This window comes from Streptomyces sp. NPDC096136, from assembly GCF_044763325.1.
GTDB lineage: Bacteria > Actinomycetota > Actinomycetes > Streptomycetales > Streptomycetaceae > Streptomyces.
This window is the reverse complement of sequence record NZ_JBIWFZ010000007.1, coordinates 347,113-363,038: the sequence shown is the minus strand read 5'-3', so window position 1 is coordinate 363,038 and position 15,926 is coordinate 347,113. Positions and strand designations below refer to the sequence as shown.

General features: G+C 75.0%; 12 protein-coding genes and 1 riboswitch. Of the genes, 6 read left to right on the top strand and 6 right to left on the bottom strand.

The window, feature by feature from the left end; all coding sequences use genetic code 11:
* Nucleotides 1-45 precede the first annotated feature (45 nt).
* Both ACIRBY_RS18245 and ACIRBY_RS18240 read left to right on the top strand, forming a co-directional pair.
* Nucleotides 46-546, top strand: a complete 501-nt coding sequence (locus ACIRBY_RS18245; RefSeq protein ID WP_403901590.1) for a septum formation family protein — start codon at nt 46-48, stop codon at nt 544-546.
* Nucleotides 547-608: 62 nt separating this feature from the next.
* Nucleotides 609-1,841: a GNAT family N-acetyltransferase gene (locus ACIRBY_RS18240; protein ID WP_403901588.1), complete on the top strand. Its 1,233-nt coding sequence runs from the start codon at nt 609-611 to the stop codon at nt 1,839-1,841.
* Between the two features lie 90 nt (nt 1,842-1,931).
* On the opposite strand, the gene ACIRBY_RS18235 is transcribed toward ACIRBY_RS18240, so the two are convergent.
* A complete protein-coding gene (locus ACIRBY_RS18235) occupies nt 1,932-4,154 on the bottom strand; it encodes a germacradienol/geosmin synthase (protein ID WP_403901587.1) in 2,223 nt (740 codons plus the stop codon).
* A gap of 252 nt (nt 4,155-4,406) precedes the next feature.
* Between ACIRBY_RS18235 and ACIRBY_RS18230 the strand changes: the two genes are divergently transcribed.
* Nucleotides 4,407-4,631: a hypothetical protein gene (locus ACIRBY_RS18230; protein ID WP_366452868.1), complete on the top strand. Its 225-nt coding sequence runs from the start codon at nt 4,407-4,409 to the stop codon at nt 4,629-4,631.
* Nucleotides 4,632-4,710: 79 nt separating this feature from the next.
* Here the strand turns inward: ACIRBY_RS18230 and cobN are convergent, their stop codons facing one another.
* Entirely contained in the window at nt 4,711-8,331 is a 3,621-nt protein-coding gene (gene cobN, locus ACIRBY_RS18225) for a cobaltochelatase subunit CobN (RefSeq protein ID WP_403901586.1), read from the bottom strand.
* 53 nt (nt 8,332-8,384) lie between these two features.
* Nucleotides 8,385-8,463, bottom strand: a riboswitch (cobalamin riboswitch).
* A gap of 244 nt (nt 8,464-8,707) precedes the next feature.
* On the opposite strand from cobN, the gene ACIRBY_RS18220 reads away from it, so the two are divergent.
* The 3 genes from ACIRBY_RS18220 to ACIRBY_RS18210 are packed head-to-tail and all read left to right on the top strand — an operon-like array spanning nt 8,708 to nt 12,125.
* Complete coding sequence (locus tag ACIRBY_RS18220) at nt 8,708-9,976, top strand: cobalamin biosynthesis protein CobG (RefSeq protein ID WP_403901584.1); 1,269 nt, start codon at nt 8,708-8,710, stop codon at nt 9,974-9,976.
* Complete coding sequence (locus ACIRBY_RS18215) at nt 9,973-10,620, top strand: precorrin-8X methylmutase (RefSeq protein ID WP_403901582.1); 648 nt, start codon at nt 9,973-9,975, stop codon at nt 10,618-10,620. The genes ACIRBY_RS18220 and ACIRBY_RS18215 overlap by 4 nt, the downstream gene beginning before the upstream one ends.
* A complete protein-coding gene (locus ACIRBY_RS18210) occupies nt 10,617-12,125 on the top strand; it encodes a precorrin-2 C(20)-methyltransferase (RefSeq protein ID WP_403901580.1) in 1,509 nt (502 codons plus the stop codon). Before ACIRBY_RS18215 ends, ACIRBY_RS18210 begins: the two co-directional genes overlap by 4 nt.
* A 141-nt stretch (nt 12,126-12,266) precedes the next feature.
* Here ACIRBY_RS18210 and ACIRBY_RS18205 read toward each other — a convergent pair whose 3' ends face one another.
* Genes ACIRBY_RS18205 through cbiE form a run of 4 tightly spaced genes read right to left on the bottom strand, consistent with a single transcriptional unit; the run spans nt 12,267 to nt 15,575 of the window.
* Complete coding sequence (locus ACIRBY_RS18205) at nt 12,267-12,785, bottom strand: hypothetical protein (RefSeq protein ID WP_403901578.1); 519 nt, start codon at nt 12,783-12,785, stop codon at nt 12,267-12,269.
* Between the two features lie 4 nt (nt 12,786-12,789).
* On the bottom strand, nt 12,790-13,590 hold the full coding sequence (locus ACIRBY_RS18200; protein ID WP_403901576.1) for a cobalt-precorrin-6A reductase: 801 nt from the start codon (nt 13,588-13,590) through the stop codon (nt 12,790-12,792).
* Nucleotides 13,580-14,329, bottom strand: a complete 750-nt coding sequence (gene cobM, locus ACIRBY_RS18195; protein ID WP_403901575.1) for a precorrin-4 C(11)-methyltransferase — start codon at nt 14,327-14,329, stop codon at nt 13,580-13,582. Before cobM ends, ACIRBY_RS18200 begins: the two co-directional genes overlap by 11 nt.
* 1 nt (nt 14,330) lies before the next feature.
* On the bottom strand, nt 14,331-15,575 hold the full coding sequence (cbiE, locus tag ACIRBY_RS18190; RefSeq protein WP_403901573.1) for a precorrin-6y C5,15-methyltransferase (decarboxylating) subunit CbiE: 1,245 nt from the start codon (nt 15,573-15,575) through the stop codon (nt 14,331-14,333).
* Nucleotides 15,576-15,926 lie beyond the last annotated feature (351 nt).

Genomic DNA, 15,926 nt, shown 5'->3' with positions numbered 1-15,926 from the left:
GAGCAACCGCCGCGTCTCGCGCCCACCCCGAGGAGAGCCGCGCGTATGTCCACACCGCATCGATCGCACCGCCGCGCCGCCCACGGCGCGGCCCTCGCCCTCGCCCTGCTCCTCGCGGCCCCCGCGACCGGCACGGCCCTCGCCGCCCCGGCCGCCGGCGACCCCGGCGACATCGCGGTGGGGGACTGCTTCAACACCACCGCCGACGTGAAGGACTACAAGACCGACGAGGTGGCCCGCGGGCCCTCGTCGGTGGACGTCGTGCCCTGCGGCGAACCGCACCAGTCGGAGGCGTTCGCCGTCGTCACCCTGCCCCAAGGGCCGTTCCCCGGCGACAAGAAGATCGTCTCGATCGCCAACGAGAAGTGCGGCGCCAAGGAGGTCGCCGCCTACGCGGGCGCCGGAGCGAAGATCCCGGACACGATGGCCGTGTACTTCTACCTCCCCACGTCCGCCACCTGGGACCAGGGGCAGCGGCGGATCACCTGCTTCCTCGCCGACTCCGCCCACCGGACCACCGGCTCGGTCCGCGCCGGCGCATCCTGAGTTCGCACAGATCAGGCCACTATGGTGCGAGCGGTCCCCGATGACCGATTAGTCTCCTGATCATGGTGGACATCCGCGAGGTACCCGAGGACGACATCGCCCGCGCCCAGGAGCACGCCTACCTGGCCTTCCACGACCGGCCCGAGCCGGAAGGGCGCGAACGCCACCACGCCCTGCTGAGCCGCTGCGACCGGCTCGGCGCCTACGACGGCGACACCCTCGTCGGCTTCATGGCCGCGCACCCCTTCCGGCTCTCCGTCCCCGGCTCCGAACTCGCCTGCCCCGGCCTCACCTTCGTCTCCGTCGCCCCCACCCACCGGCGGCGCGGCGTCCTCACCGCCCTCATGGACGAGCAGCTGCGCCGCGCCGCGGCCGCCGGCAGCCCGCTGGTGTGCCTGTGGGCCTCCGAGGCCGCCATCTACGGCCGCTTCGGATACGGCCCCGCCACCCAGGGCCTCACCGTCGAGATCGACTCCAGCCGCCCGCTCGCCCTGCGCATCGACCCCGACCCCCGCCCCCTGAGGCTGGTCGACCCGGCCGACGCCCTCGGCGTCATCGGCCCCTGCCACGAGGCCGCCCGCCGCGCCCGGGCCGGCCGGCCCAGCCGCAGCCCCGCGCGGTGGACCCAGGAGTGGCTCTGCGAACAGGACGAGGAGGACAAGGAGTTCGGCCCGCCCCGGATCGCCGCCCTCGGTACCCCCGGGGAGCCGGTCGCGGGCTACGTCCTCTACCGCACCAAGCAGGAGGACGACGCCGGGAACACCCGCGTCCCCGGCCTGGTCCGCGTCGACGAACTGGAGGCGGAGACCCCCGCCGTCGCCGCCGCCCTGTGGGACTACACGGCCTCCCTCGACCTGACCGGCACCGTCCGGGCCTGGGGCCGGCCGGCGGACGACCCCCTGCTCCACTTCGCCGCCGACCGCGACCAGGTCAGGGTCACCGCCCAGTTCCCGGCGCTCTGGCTGCGCCTGGTCGACGTGGCGCAGGCGCTGACCGCGCGGTCGTGGGCCGCGCCGGTGGAACTCGTCCTCGACGTGGCCGACGCGCGGCTGCCCGCGAACTCCGGGCGGTTCCGGCTCAAGGCGGGGCCGGGCGGGGCCGCGTACGAACCCGCCCGCGCGGACCCCGACCTGACCCTCGACGTACGGGAGCTGGCCGCCTGCTACCTCGGCGGGACCCGGGTCGCGGAGCTGGTGGCCGCCGGGCTGGTGGCCGAGCACACCCCCGGCGCGGCGGCGGCCCTGGACGCGGCCCTGCGCACACGGCTGCTGCCGCACACCGCCGACGAGTTCTGACCGGGACGGGGACGGGGCGGGGGCGGGGACGGGAGGGGATGGGGGACGGGGCGGGGGCGGGCGAGCGGACCGCCCCCGCCGCCGCCCGGCTCAGGCGGGCAGCCCGATCCGCGCCGCCGCCATGCCGAAGCCGCCGCTCAGGACGGCGGTCGACAGCCCGTCGCCCTGACGGCGCAGATCCTCCTCACGATAACGCTGCGCCTTCAGATGCCAGTTGAGGATCCCCGCCAGCCAGTCCCGCAGTTCACCCGCGTAGGCGTCGAGACCGGCCCGGGCGGCGGCGTCCAGCTTCCGGTCGTCGCACAGCCGCGGCAGCTGGGTCGCGACGATGTGCTGGAACTCCTCCACGCGCCGCTCCATGAGGGAGTGGCAGATGTGGAGGGCCTGCGGATAGCCGATGTCGAAGAAGTTCCGGGTGACCACCAGGTGGTTGTGCATGTCCCCGTCGATCTCGACGTCCTTCTGGTAGGAGAAGATGTCGTTCATCAGGCAGCCGATGTCGGCGGCCGCGTTCTCCAGGGACCGGATCGTCCCGGACCGGTAGATCTCGTCGGGGATGCCCCGGCCCTCGTGGCCGAGCCGGCACATGTACATGGTCAGCTGCGTGCCGAAGGTGCGGCGGCGCATCTCCGCGTAGTCCACCGGGTCCGGGACGCGGTGGTGGGCGCGGTTCTCCACCTCCCACACCCAGCTCTCCAGCACGTCCGCCACGGTGGCCCGGAACTCGGCGCGGACGTCCGGGGCCATGCCCGCGGCGGTGCGCCGCCACAGGTCGGCGAGGGCGCTCTCCATCGCGATGGCCGGCGCCACCGCCGGCTCTCCGCCGTCGAGCGGCATCATCGCGAGGAGGCGGGCGGTGGCCGCCTTGGCGGCGGCGATGTTCCCGGAGCGCCCGAACACCAGCGGGTAGTAGTCGTCCGCGTAGGTGCCCCAGGTCATCCAGAGCGCGGCCGCGAGCAGCGACTCGGCGGTGGCGTCCGGGTCCATGCCCGCGCAGCAGAGGGCGAAGTCGTAGCGCCGCAGCTCCTCTTCGCTCCAGATGCCCGAGCCGGGATCCCCGGGCCGCCGCTCCAGCAGGCCCGCCCGCCGGGCCCACTCCACCGAGCCCTCGCGCGCCGACACCAGGTGCGGGCTGAGGGACAGCTCGAACGGCAGGTGCAGGTCGGGCACCACCGACGGGCCCGTGCGCTCGAAGGGGGTGAAGGCGAAGGAGCGGCGGCGCATCTCCATCGAGCGCCGCGTGAAGACGGATCCCAGGTCGAAGGCGCTGGTCCCGAGACCGCTCGGCAGGAACGGCAGGGACAGCCGGGCGGTGGGCCTGGCCCCCTCGTTCATGTACCGGCCGGAGACCGTGTGCCACTCGTGGCCCCCGGACTGCCAGTCCTGGAGGCCCTTGACGTAGGCGAGGACGGCCGCGATCCCGGCGGGTTCGAGGGCCTGGTCGGCGAAGAGCCGGGGGAGTTCGGTGAGGGCCGTCTGCTCGAACTGCAGGAGGCGGGAGGTGAGCAGGTCGTTGGAGGCCTCGGCGGCCTCCTGGGTGGAGCAGCCGAGGAAGGTCTCCAGCACCAGTACGGCGTTGGAGAGTTCACCCTCGTCGGTGACCTCGCGCTGGTAGGAGAAGATGTCGTTCCTGATGTGCACGGCGTCGGAGAAGGAATCGCGCAGGACGGCCAGCGGGCGCGCGTGCGCCACGCGTGCCGGGACCTCCGCGGCCACGTACTCGACCAGCCCGGCCGACCAGGGGGCGCCGCCCACCTTGCGGCGCATCTCGATGTACTCGAGGGGGTTCGCCACCCGCCCGATGTCGATGTTGGCGAGCTCCCACATGGACTCGTCGAGCAGGTTCCTCGTGGACAGGGCGAACCGCTCGCGCCAGTCCGCCGTCATGGCCGGGACGGTGCGCGCCCACAGGTCCGCCAGCCCGGCCTCGACGGGATTGGTCGCCTCGGGGAAACCTTCCGCCAGGTCCATGGGCATGAAGGCGGCGAGCCGGTCGAGGTACGCCCTCGCGCCGTCGCGGTCCTGGGAGCGCTTGTACGTCTCCAGGAAGTGGTCGTCGAAGAAGAACACCCACACGTACCAGTCGGTGACCAGGGACAGCGCCGCGGCGTCGCAGTCGGGGTGCGTGTACGAGCAGAGCAGGGCGTAGTCGTGCGAGTCGAGGTCCCGCTCCTCCCACACCCCCGACCCCTCCAGCATCCCGAGCTCCCGCGCCCAGACCTTGGTGTGGGCCCTGGCCTCCTCCAGGTGGGGGTTCAGCCGCGCCGGATACGGCACGTAGAACTCCGGCAGTTGAAACGGCTGCTGCGTCACGACGGGGCGGGCCTTTCGTCCGGGGCGCGGGGGCCGACGGACCCGGCCCCCGCACGAGATCAGCAGTGCCCTACCCCCGACACCCGGCGGACACGTCCCCTTTCACCGCTTCAGGTGACACCCACCCCGTTCCCCGGCGCGGGGGGCCGCCGGGGGGTACCGGGGGCCGTGCTGGTGTCGGAGCTTCGGGTGGGTGTCTGGTTTGTGTAGGTTTTTTGGCGTCTGGAGTGTTCGGTTCTGGAGGGAACGCGTATGTCGTCGATCGATCTGAGCAAGGTGCTGGACAAGGCCTGGGAGGACAAGCCGCTCGCCGAGATCCTCTCCGCGCCCGTCGCCGCGCTGAAGGGCGTCACCGACAAGGACGGGGAACTGCTGCACGAGGCCTTCGGGGTGAAGACCGTCGCCGACTTCGGGACGCTGAAGTTCGCGCGGTGGGCGGCGGCGCTCGTCGCGCTGAACCAGACCGCCAAGGTGTAGCGGCCGAACGGGGTACGGGCCGGCCTCCCCACCCCCGCGGGGGTGGGGAGGCCGGCCCGTACCGTGCGGAACCGGGTGCCTACTCGGCCTCGCCCTCCAGGTTGCCCTCCGTGTCCAGGTAGACCTGGCGGAGGGATTCGAGGATCTGCGGGTCCGGCTTCTCCCACATGCCGCGGGACTCGGCCTCCAGGAGGCGCTCGGCGATGCCGTGGAGGGCCCAGGGGTTGGCCTCCTCCAGGAAGGCGCGGTTGGTGGGGTCGAGGACGTAGGTCTCCGTCAGCTTGTCGTACATCCAGTCCGCGACCACGCCCGTCGTGGCGTCGTAGCCGAAGAGGTAGTCGACCGTCGCCGCGAGTTCGAAGGCGCCCTTGTAGCCGTGGCGGCGCATCGCCTCGATCCACTTGGGGTTGACGACGCGGGCGCGGAAGACCCGGCTGGTTTCTTCCACCAGGGTGCGGGTCTTGACCGTCTCCGGGCGGGTGGAGTCGCCGATGTACGCCTCGGGGGCCGTGCCGCGCAGGGCGCGGACCGTGGCCACCATGCCGCCGTGGTACTGGAAGTAGTCGTCCGAGTCCGCGATGTCGTGCTCGCGGGTGTCCGTGTTCTTCGCGGCGACGGTGATGCGCTTGTAGGCCGTCTCCATTTCGGTGCGGGCCGGCCGGCCCTCCAGGCCGCGGCCGTACGCGTAGCCGCCCCAGACCGTGTAGACCTCCGCGAGGTCGGCGTCGGTGCGCCAGTCGCGGGAGTCGATCAGCTGGAGGATGCCCGCGCCGTACGTGCCCGGGCGGGAGCCGAAGATGCGGGTGGTGGCCTTGCGCTCGTCGCCGTGGGCGGCGAGGTCGGCCTGGGCGTGGGCCCGGATGAAGTTCGACTCCGCCGGCTCGTCCAGGGAGGCCGCCAGGCGGACCGCGTCATCGAGGAGGCCGATGACGTGCGGGAACGCGTCGCGGAAGAAGCCCGAGATGCGGAGGGTGACGTCGATGCGGGGGCGGCCGAGTTCGGAGAGGGGGATCGCCTCGATGCCCGTGACGCGGCGCGAGGCCTCGTCCCAGACCGGGCGGACACCGAGGAGGGCCAGGGCCTCGGCCACGTCGTCGCCGGCCGTGCGCATCGCGCTCGTGCCCCAGAGGGACAGGCCGACCGACGCCGGCCACTCGTCGTCGTGGTCCGCGCGGTAGCGGGTGAGGAGGGAGTCGGCCAGGGCCTGGCCCGTCTCCCACGCCAGGCGGGAGGGGACGGCCTTCGGGTCGACGGAGTAGAAGTTGCGGCCCGTCGGGAGGACGTTGACCAGGCCGCGCAGGGGGGAGCCGGACGGGCCGGCCGGGACGAAGCCGCCGTCCAGGGCGCGGACCACGTGCGCGATCTCGTCCGTGGTGCCGGCCAGGCGGGGGACCACCTCGTGCGCGGCGAAGGCGAGGATGTCGGAGACCGCCTGGGGGTGGCCCGCCGAGACGGTGGCGACCGCCGACGGGTCCCAGTGCGCGTCCTCCATCGCCTGCACCAGGGCGCGGGCCGTCTCCTCGACGGCGTCCGCCGAGGTGCGGGTGGCCGCCGACTCGTCGAGGCCGAGGGCTTCGCGCAGGCCGGGCAGGGCGGAGGTGCCGCCCCAGATCTGGCGGGCGCGCAGGATGGAGAGGACCAGGTTGACCCGGGCCTCGCCGGTCGGGGCGCCGCCCAGGACGTGCAGGCCGTCGCGGATCTGGGCGTCCTTGACCTCGCACAGCCAGCCGTCGACGTGGAGGAGGAAGTCGTCGAAGCCGTCGTCGTCGGGGCGTTCGTCCATTCCCAGGTCGTGGTCGAGCTTCGCCGCCTGGATCAGGGTCCAGATCTGGGCGCGGATCGCGGGGAGCTTGGAGGGGTCCATCGCGCTGATCTGGGCGTACTCGTCCAGGTGCTGTTCGAGGCGGGCGATGTCGCCGTACGACTCGGCGCGCGCCATCGGCGGGACCAGGTGGTCGACCAGGGTGGCGTGCACCCGGCGCTTGGCCTGGGTGCCCTCGCCCGGGTCGTTGACCAGGAAGGGGTAGACGAGGGGCAGGTCGCCGAGGGCGGCGTCCGGGGAGCAGGAGGCGGACAGGCCCGCGTTCTTGCCCGGCAGCCACTCCAGGTTGCCGTGCTTGCCCAGGTGGATCATCGCGTCGGCGCCGAAGCCGCCGTCCTGCGCGGCCGCCTGGATCCAGCGGTACGCGGCCAGGTAGTGGTGCGAGGGCGGCAGGTCCGGGTCGTGGTAGATCGCGATCGGGTTCTCGCCGAAGCCGCGCGGCGGCTGGATGAGGATGAGGAGGTTCCCGCGGCGCAGGGCCGCGAGGACGATGTCGCCCTCGGGGTTGGAGGAGCGGTCGACGAACATGTTGCCCGGGGCCTCGCCCCAGTGCTCCTCGACGCTCTCGCGCAGGTCGGCGGGGAGCTCGGCGAACCAGCGCTTGTAGTCGGCCGCCGGGATGCGGACCGGGTTGCGGGCCAGCTGCTCCTCGGTGAGCCAGTCCTGGTCGTGGCCGCCGGCCTCGATCAGGGCGCGGATCAGCTCGTCGCCGTCACCGGAGACCAGACCCGGGATCTCCTCCACGGGGCCGAAGTCGTAGCCCTCGGCGATCAGGCGGCGCAGCAGCTCCACGGCGCTGGCCGGGGTGTCGAGGCCGACCGCGTTGCCGATGCGGGAGTGCTTGGTGGGGTACGCGGAGAGGACCAGCGCGATCCGCTTCTCCGCGCGCTCGATGTGGCGCAGCCGGGCGTGGCGCACGGCGATGCCGGCGACCCGGGAGGCGCGCTCGGCGTCGGCCACGTAGGCGGGCAGGCCGTCCTCGTCGATCTCCTTGAAGGAGAACGGGACGGTGATCAGCCGACCGTCGAACTCGGGCACGGCGACCTGCGTGGCGGCGTCGAGGGGGGAGAGGCCCTCGTCGTTCTCCTCCCAGGTGCTGCGGGAGCCCGTCAGGCACAGGGCCTGGAGGATCGGCACGCCGAGCCCGGCCAGGGCGCCCGCGTCCCAGGACTCGTCGTCCCCGCCCGCCGAGGCCGTGGCGGGGCGGGTGCCGCCGGCCGCGAGGACGGTGGTGACGATGGCGTCGGCGGTGGCCAGGGCCTCCAGGAGCTCCGGCTCCGGGGTGCGCAGGGAGGAGACGTAGAGGGGGAGGGGGCGGCCGCCCTTGGCCTCGACGGCGTCGCAGAGGGCGTGCACGAAGGCGGTGTTGCCGCTCATCTGGTGGGCGCGGTAGTAGAGCACCGCGACCTGCGGGCCGGTGGCCTCCGTGGCGGGGCGCTCCAGGGGGCCCCAGGTGGGGGAGGCGGCCGGGGGCTCGAAGCCGTGGCCGGTGAGCAGGACCGTGTCGGAGAGGAAGCGGGCCAGCTGCTCCAGGTTGGCCGGGCCGCCGTGCGCGAGGTAGCGGTGGGCCTCCGCGGCGATGCCGATCGGGACCGTGGAGGCCTCCATCAGCTGCGCGTCCGGGGCCTGTTCGCCGGTCAGGACCACCACGGGGCGGGTCTGGCCGGGGGCGAGGAGCACGTCGAGGCCGTCCTGCCAGGCGCGCAGGCCGCCGAGGAGGCGCACGACGACCAGCCCGACGCCGTCGAGGAGGCCGTCGAGGTCGTCGAGGGGGAGGCGGGAGGGGTTCGCGAACCGGTACGGCACGGGGCCGTCGGCGGTGTTCGCGGCGCGGGCGCTGAGCAGATCGGTGTCGGACGTCGACAGCAGCAGGATCATGCGGCGGCAGGCCTTCCTCGGGGTTTCCGCGCCCCGGGCAGTGAGGACAGCGGGAGTTCCTGACTCACCCCGCGGATCGCTCCGCGGGGCTCACAGTGGCGGGACCGCGCCGGAATCGCACCGGGCTTCCTCCCATGTCGCCGTCCTCGGCGGTGACGGGCCGAGCGGCCCGCCGGAAGGTCATCTTAGGTGGCCATTTCCCTGGCCGGGAGGTGGGGTGGGGGGCTCGGGGGTGGTGCGGTGCGGTGGCGTGCGGTGCGCCGTGGGGGCTCTGCCCCGGACCCCGCGCCTCAAACGCCGGCGGGGCCGGTCGTCGCTGGTCGGGGTGGCGACGGACACAGGTCGGGGGCGGGCAATCGTGGGTATGCTCGCGGCCATGTCGCCCCAGCCACCCTCCGCCGCACCGCGGGACGAACCCGTCATACGCGACCGCGGTGACGCCTGCCCCGGCGCGCTGCGGCTGCACGCCGCCGACGACGGGTACCTCGCGCGCGTCCGGATCCCCGGCGGGCTGCTCACCACCCGGCAGGCCCTCGCGCTCGGGGACGCCGCCGACCGGTTCGGCGACGGGCACCTGGAACTGACCTCCCGCGGCAACGTCCAGCTGCGCGGCCTCGCCGACGGCTGTGGCGCCGGACTCGCGGAACTGCTGGACGGCGCCGGGCTGCTGCCGGCGCCGAGCCACGAGCGGGTGCGCAACATCGTGGCCACCCCGGTGGCCGGGCCCCACGTCGCGGACCGGGTCCGGGAACTCGACCGGCTGCTGTGCGCCAGTGCCCGGGCGGCCGACCTGTCCGGGCGGTTCCTGTTCGCCCTCGACGACGGGCGCGGGGACGTGGCCGCCCTCGACCCCGACGTGACCCTGCTCGGCGGCGCGGACGGACGGGTGCTCGTGCGCCTCGGGAGCGGCGGCGGCGCCGTCGGGGTCGGGGCCGTCGACGCCGCCCGGGCCGCGCTGTGCGCCGCCGAGTACTTCCTCGACGCGGCCCGGGCGGCCGGGACGCGGGCCTGGCGGGTTGCCGAGCTGCCCCCTGAACACGCCCTGGACGAGGGGGAGTTCGTACGGCGGCTGGCGGACGCGGGAGTCGTGGCCGGGTGCGTGCCCGAGGTGGAGTGGCCGTACGCCGAGCCGCCCCGGCCCGGGAGCGCGGGCGCGGCCGGACTGTGCGTACTGCCCCCGCTCGGCCGGCTGGACTCCGCGCAGTGGCGGGTCCTGGCCGGGGCCGCCGACGGCGGGGACGGGGAGCTGCGCGTCACCCCGTGGCGCAGCGTCGTCCTCCCGCGCGCGGTGGCCGACGGAGCCGCCCGCATCGAGGCGGCCGGCCTCGTCGTCCGGCCCGAAAGCCCCTGGCGGACCGTCACCGCCTGTACGGGCAGGCCCGGTTGCGCCAAGTCCCTCGCGGACGTGCGCGCCGACGCGCGGGCCGTCGTGCACGAGCGGACGGGCGCCGCCGAGCTGCCCGTGCACTGGTCGGGCTGTGCCCGCCGGTGCGGACATCCGCGCGGCACCGCCTGGGTGGACCTTCTCGCCACCCCCGACGGCTACGCACTCGACGGGCGGCCCGTCCCGCACGCAGACCTGGCGGCCGCCCTCACGGCCGCACGCACCACCCCCACCACCACCGAAGCCGCAGTGAAGAAATGAGCGAGTACACCGTGTTCGAGTACGAGAAGGACGGCGCCGCGATCTACCGCCAGTCCTTTGCCACGATCCGCGCCGAGGCGGACCTCTCCGGGCTGCCCGCCTCGGTCGCCCAGGTCGCGGTGCGCATGATTCACGCCTGTGGCATGACCGACCTCCCCCAGGACCTCGGCTACACCCCCGAGGTCGTCCTGCGGGCCCGCGCCGCGCTGCACGCCGGCGCGCCGATCCTGTGCGACGTCCAGATGGTCGCCAGCGGGGTCACCCGCAAGCGGCTGCCCGCCGACAACGAGGTGGTCTGCACCCTCTCCGACCCGGCCGTGCCCGCGCTCGCCGCGAAGATGGGCACCACCCGCAGCGCCGCCGCCCTCGAAGTCTGGCGCGACCGGGGCCTGTTGGAGAACTCAGTGATCGCCGTCGGCAACGCCCCGACCGCGCTGTTCCGGCTGCTGGAGATGATCGAGGAGGGCGCCCCGCGCCCCGCCGCCGTCATCGGCGTGCCCGTGGGCTTCATCGGCGCCGCCGAGTCCAAGGACGCCCTCGCCGCCCACGCCTCGGGCCTGGACCACCTCATCGTGCGCGGCCGGCGCGGCGGCAGCGCCATCGCCGCCGCCGCGATCAACGCGATCGCGAGCGAGGAAGAATGAGCGGGCAGGACCAGACCCGGGCCGAGGGGAAGCTGTACGGGGTCGGGCTCGGCCCCGGCGACCCGTCGCTGATGACCCTGCGGGCCGTCGAGGTGATCGCCGAGGCGGACGTGGTCGCGTACCACAGCGCCCGCCACGGCCGTTCCATCGCCCGCTCGATCGCCGCGAAGCACCTGCGCTCCGACCACGTCGAGGAGCCGCTGGTCTACCCGGTCACCACCGAGACCACCGACCACCCCGGCGGCTACCAGGGTGCGATGGAGGAGTTCTACGAGGCCTGCGCCGCACGCCTGGCCGCGCACCTGGACGCGGGCCGGACCGTCGCCGTGCTGGCGGAGGGCGACCCGCTCTTCTACGGCTCCTACATGCACATGCACAAGCGGCTCGCCGACCGCTACGAGGCCGAGGTCATCCCCGGCGTCACCTCGGTCAGCGCCGCCGCCGCCCGTCTCGGCACCCCGCTCGTGGAGGGCGAGGAGGTGCTGACGATCCTGCCCGGCACCCTGCCCGAGGAGGAGCTCACCGCCCGCCTCGCCGCCACCGACTCGGCGGTCGTCATGAAGCTCGGCCGCACCTTCCCCGCCGTCCGGCGGGCCATGGAGGGCAGCGGGCGGCTCGCGGAGGCCCGTTACGTCGAGCGCGCCACGATGGAGGGCGAGCGGACCGGGGTCCTCGCGGACATCGACCCCGACAGCGTCCCGTACTTCGCCGTCGCCGTCGTGCCCAGCCGGATCGGCAACCCGGGCAGCGTGCCGTCCGGGCCCGGCGAGGTCGCGGTCGTCGGCACCGGCCCGGCCGGGCCGCTGTGGCTGACCCCCGAGACCAAGCGGGCCCTGGCCGACGCCGAGGTGCTGGTCGGGTACACCACCTACCTGGACCGGGTGCCGGTCAGGCCCGGCCAGGTGCGGCACGGCTCCGACAACAAGGTGGAGTCCGAGCGCGCCGAGTTCGCCCTCGACCTCGCCCGGCGCGGCAAGCGGGTGGCCGTGGTCTCCGGCGGCGACCCCGGTGTCTTCGCCATGGCCACCGCGGTCCTGGAGGTGGCCGGGCAGGCCCCGTACGCGGACGTGCCCGTACGGGTGCTGCCCGGGGTGACGGCGGCCAACGCGGCGGCCGCCGCGGCCGGAGCCCCGCTGGGGCACGACTACGCCACCGTCTCGCTCTCCGACCGGCTCAAGCCGTGGGAGGTCATCGCGGAGCGGCTGCGCGCGGCGGCCGCCGCCGACCTGGTCCTCGCCCTGTACAACCCGGGCTCGCGCAGCCGGACCTGGCAGGTGGCCCGGGCGAAGGAGCTGCTGCTGGAGCTGCGCGCGCCGCAGACCCCGGTGGTCGTGGCCCGGGACGTGGGCGGGCCCGAGCAGTCGGTGCGCGTCGTCACGCTGGGCGAACTGGAGCCGTCCGAGGTGGACATGCGGACCATCCTGCTGGTCGGCTCCTCGCAGACGCAGGTGACCGAACGGGCCGACGGCTCGCGCGTGACGTGGACCCCGCGCCGGTACCCGTGACCCGGCCGACGGTACCCGTGACCCCGCGCCGGTACGCGTGACCCGGCCGACGGTACCCGTGACCCCGCGCCGGTACGCGTGACCCCGCCCACGGGGTGAGCGCGGACCGGCCGGGGGATCCCCCGGCCGGTCCGCCGCGGCTCAGCCCGGGCAGCCCGCCAGGGCGTCCGCGCAGCCCTGGACCGTCGACGGGTCGACGGCGACCAGCTGCCACGACACGACCCCGGCCGGGGGCGAGTCCTCCTGCGGGGCGGGGTCGATGTGCGCGTTCAGCGCCGAACCGGCCGGCAGGTTCAGCCGGGTGACCTCGCCGGCCGTGCACGACACGTCGAACGACCGGTCCCCGGAGCCGCCTTCGCGCGACAGCACCAGGGTGACCCGCGAACTCTCCTCGCTGTCACAGGCGATGTCGAAGCGGTACGGGCGCTCCCCGCCGGTCTCCAGGGTCTTCTCCATGCCGGCCTTGAGGAAACCCGTGCCCCGCATCGTCACGCGGGCCCCGTCCGAGACGCCCTTGCCCAGCAGTTCGTCGGCCCGCTGGAGCGCGTCGTCGGGCTCCCAGCCCTTGGGCTCGGGCGCCGCACTCCCGCCGCATCCGGTGACGAGCGCCGACGCGGCGGCGAGGGCCAGGACGAGGACGAGGGAGTGACGTATCCGCATTCCTTCAGCCTAGAGGGTGCGGCCCTTCGGCGCCGAGCCAGCGCAGCGCCTCCTCCACCGACTCCGCGCGGGCCACCCCCTCCGGGACCGGTGGGCGGCGCACCACCAGGACCGGGATCCCGGCCTCGCGCGCGGCGGTGAGCTTGGGGGCCGTCGCGCCGCCGCCGCTGTCCTTGGTGACCAGCACGTCGATGCGGTGGCGGGTCAGCAGCTCCCGCTCCTCCTCCAGGCCGAACGGCCCGCGCGCCAGCACCGTTTCCAGGCGCGGCGGCACCGGTCCCTGCGGCGGGTCCACCGAACGCACCAGGAACCAGGTGTCGGTGAGGTCCGCGAAGACGTGCAGGCCCGTGCGGCCGGTGGTCAGGAAGGCCCGCCCGCCCAGCGAGGGCAGTACGGCCGCCGCGCCGGCGAGGTCGTCCGCGAAGGTCCAGGCGTCGCCCGGGCCCGGACTCCAGCCGGGCCGGCGCAGCGCCAGCACGGGCACGCCCGTGAGCGCCTCCGCCTCGGCCGCGTGGAAGCTCATCCGCTCCGCGAAGGGGTGCGTGGCGTCGACGACGTGCGTGACGCCGTGGGCGGTGATCCAGCCGGCCAGCCCCGCGGCCCCGCCGAAGCCGCCGATCCGGGTCTCGCCCGGCGGCAGCACGGGCGCGGCGACCCGGCCGGCGAGGGAGTTCGTGACCCGGTACGCGCGGGCGTGCGCGGGGCCGCGGGCCAGTGCCTCCGCCAGCCGGCGGGCCTCGGTCGTGCCGCCCAGGATCAGGACGTGCCGCCCGGGCCCGCCCGCGGCGCCCGGTTCAGCAGACATGCCGGTCGCGCTCGGGGGAGTAGAGGTGGCTGTCGCGGAACTGCTCCGCGCCCAGCGTCCGGCCCACCACGATGACCGCGGTGCGCACCAGCCCCGCCCCCTTCACCTGGCCGGCGATGTCGGCGAGCGTCCCGCGCAGGATCAGCTCGTCGGGGCGGCTGGCCATCGCCACCACCGCCACCGGGCACTCGGCCCCGTAGTGCGGCAGGAGTTCGTCGACGACGCGGTCCACGTAACGGGTGGCCAGGTGCAGCACCAGCAGCGCGCCGCTGCGGCCGAGCGTGGCCAGGTCCTCGCCGGGCGGCATCGGGGTGGCCTGCTGGGCGATCCGGGTCAGGATCACGGTCTGGCCGACGGTCGGGACGGTCAGCTCCCGCTTGAGCGAGGCGGCCGCCGCCGCGAACGCGGGCACGCCGGGGACGACCTCGTAGGGGATGCCGGCCGCGTCCAGGCGCCGCATCTGCTCGGCGACCGCGCTGAAGATGGACGGGTCGCCGGAGTGCAGCCGCGCCACGTCCTGACCCGCCCCGTGGGCCCGTACGCACTCGGCGATGATCTCGTCGAGGTTCAGCTGCGAGGTGTCGACCAGCCGGGCCCCCTCGGGGCAGTCGTCGAGCAGCTCGCGCGGGACCAGGCTGCCCGCGTAGAGGCAGACGGGGGCGGCGGCGAGGGTGCGGGCGCCGCGCACGGTGATCAGGTCGGCGGCGCCGGGGCCCGCGCCGATGAAGTACACGGTCATCTCAGTCTCCTTGGGTCTTCGTCACGGACCACTGGGTGACGGGCATCGCCTGCCGCCACCCCGTGAACCCGCCGACCGCCACGGCGTGGGCGACGGCCAGCTTCACCAGTTCGCCGCCGTGGCGCCGGTAGTGCTCGGCGAGGACCGCCTCCGACTCCAGCGTCACGGTGTTGACGACCAGCCGGCCGCCGGGGGCCAGCGCCGCCCACGCGGCGTCGAGCAGACCCGGGGCGGTGAGGCCGCCGCCGATGAACACCGCGTCGGGGGCGGGCAGTCCGTCCAGCGCCGCCGGGGCCGCACCGACGACCACGCGCAGGCCCGGGACGCCGAGGGCGGCCGCGTTGCGGGTGATGCGGCCGGCCCGCTCGGGGACGCGCTCGACGGCCACGGCCCGGCAGGAGGGGTGCGTGCGCATCCACTCGATGCCGATCGAGCCGGAGCCGCCGCCGATGTCCCACAGCAGTTCGCCGGGGGCGGGGGCCAGGGCGCACAGGGTCGCGGCGCGGACGTGGCGCTTGGTGAGCTGGCCGTCGTGCTCGTACGCGGCGTCGGGCAGGCCGGGGGTGGCGCCGAGCCGGGGGACCGCAGAGCCGGGGTCCCGGCGGCATTCGACGGCGACGACGTTGAGGGCGTCGCCGGGCTCGTGCGCCCAGCCGTCCGCGGTGCCCCCGTACGCGTCCTCGCGCTCGGAGCCCAGCTGTTCGAGGACCCGCATCGGGCTCGGGCCGAAGCCCCGCTCCCGCAGCAGGGCGGCGATCTCGCGCGGGGTGGCCGCTCCGGCGCTCAGCACCAGCAGCCGCCGCCCCTCGTGCAGCGCGGCCGCCACCCGGGCCACCGGCCGCCCGACCACGGTCACCACCTCGGTGTCCTCCACCGGCCAGCCCAGGCGGGCGCAGGCGTAGGAGACGGAGGAGGGGTGAGGGTGGACGCGCAGCGCGTCGGGGCCCAGCTCCTCGCAGAGGGCGCGGCCGATCCCGTAGAACATCGGGTCCCCGCTGGCCAGTACGGCGATCCGGCGCCCGGCGTGCTCGGCCGCCAGCTTCGGCACGGCGGGGCGCAGCGGGCTCGGCCAGGCGACCCGCAGACCGGCGCACTCGCCGGCCGGGAGCAGGTCCAGCTGCCGGGGCCCGCCGATCAGCACCTCGGCGCCGGCCAGCGCCTCCCGGGCGGCTGCGGTGAGCCCGGCCCAGCCGTCGGCCCCGAGGCCGACGACCGCCACGGCTGTGGGGGGTGCTGCGGAGCTCACTGCGGTACCTCGGGAACGGGAGAGGGCGGACGCGCGGGACGGACCCGCAGCTTACTGGGGTGCGGACCGGGCTCCCGTGCCAGGGTGACCTGGAACGACACCACCGCCGGACGGTGATCGCGGCGGTCGCGCAGGCGTACCCGGGCGGCCGCGGAGGCGTACCCGGCCGCCCGGGAGGCGCACCCGCCGCCGTCCCGTCGTGCGCCGCGCACCGGCCGGACGACGTCCGCGCGACGGCGTGCCCCCGTCCGCCCCTGCCGTGCCCCCGTCCGCCCCGGACGGAACCTGCCCCCGCCGCCGCGGGTCCCCCCACACTCGGCGGATGGACGACACTCCGGACAACCACCCAGC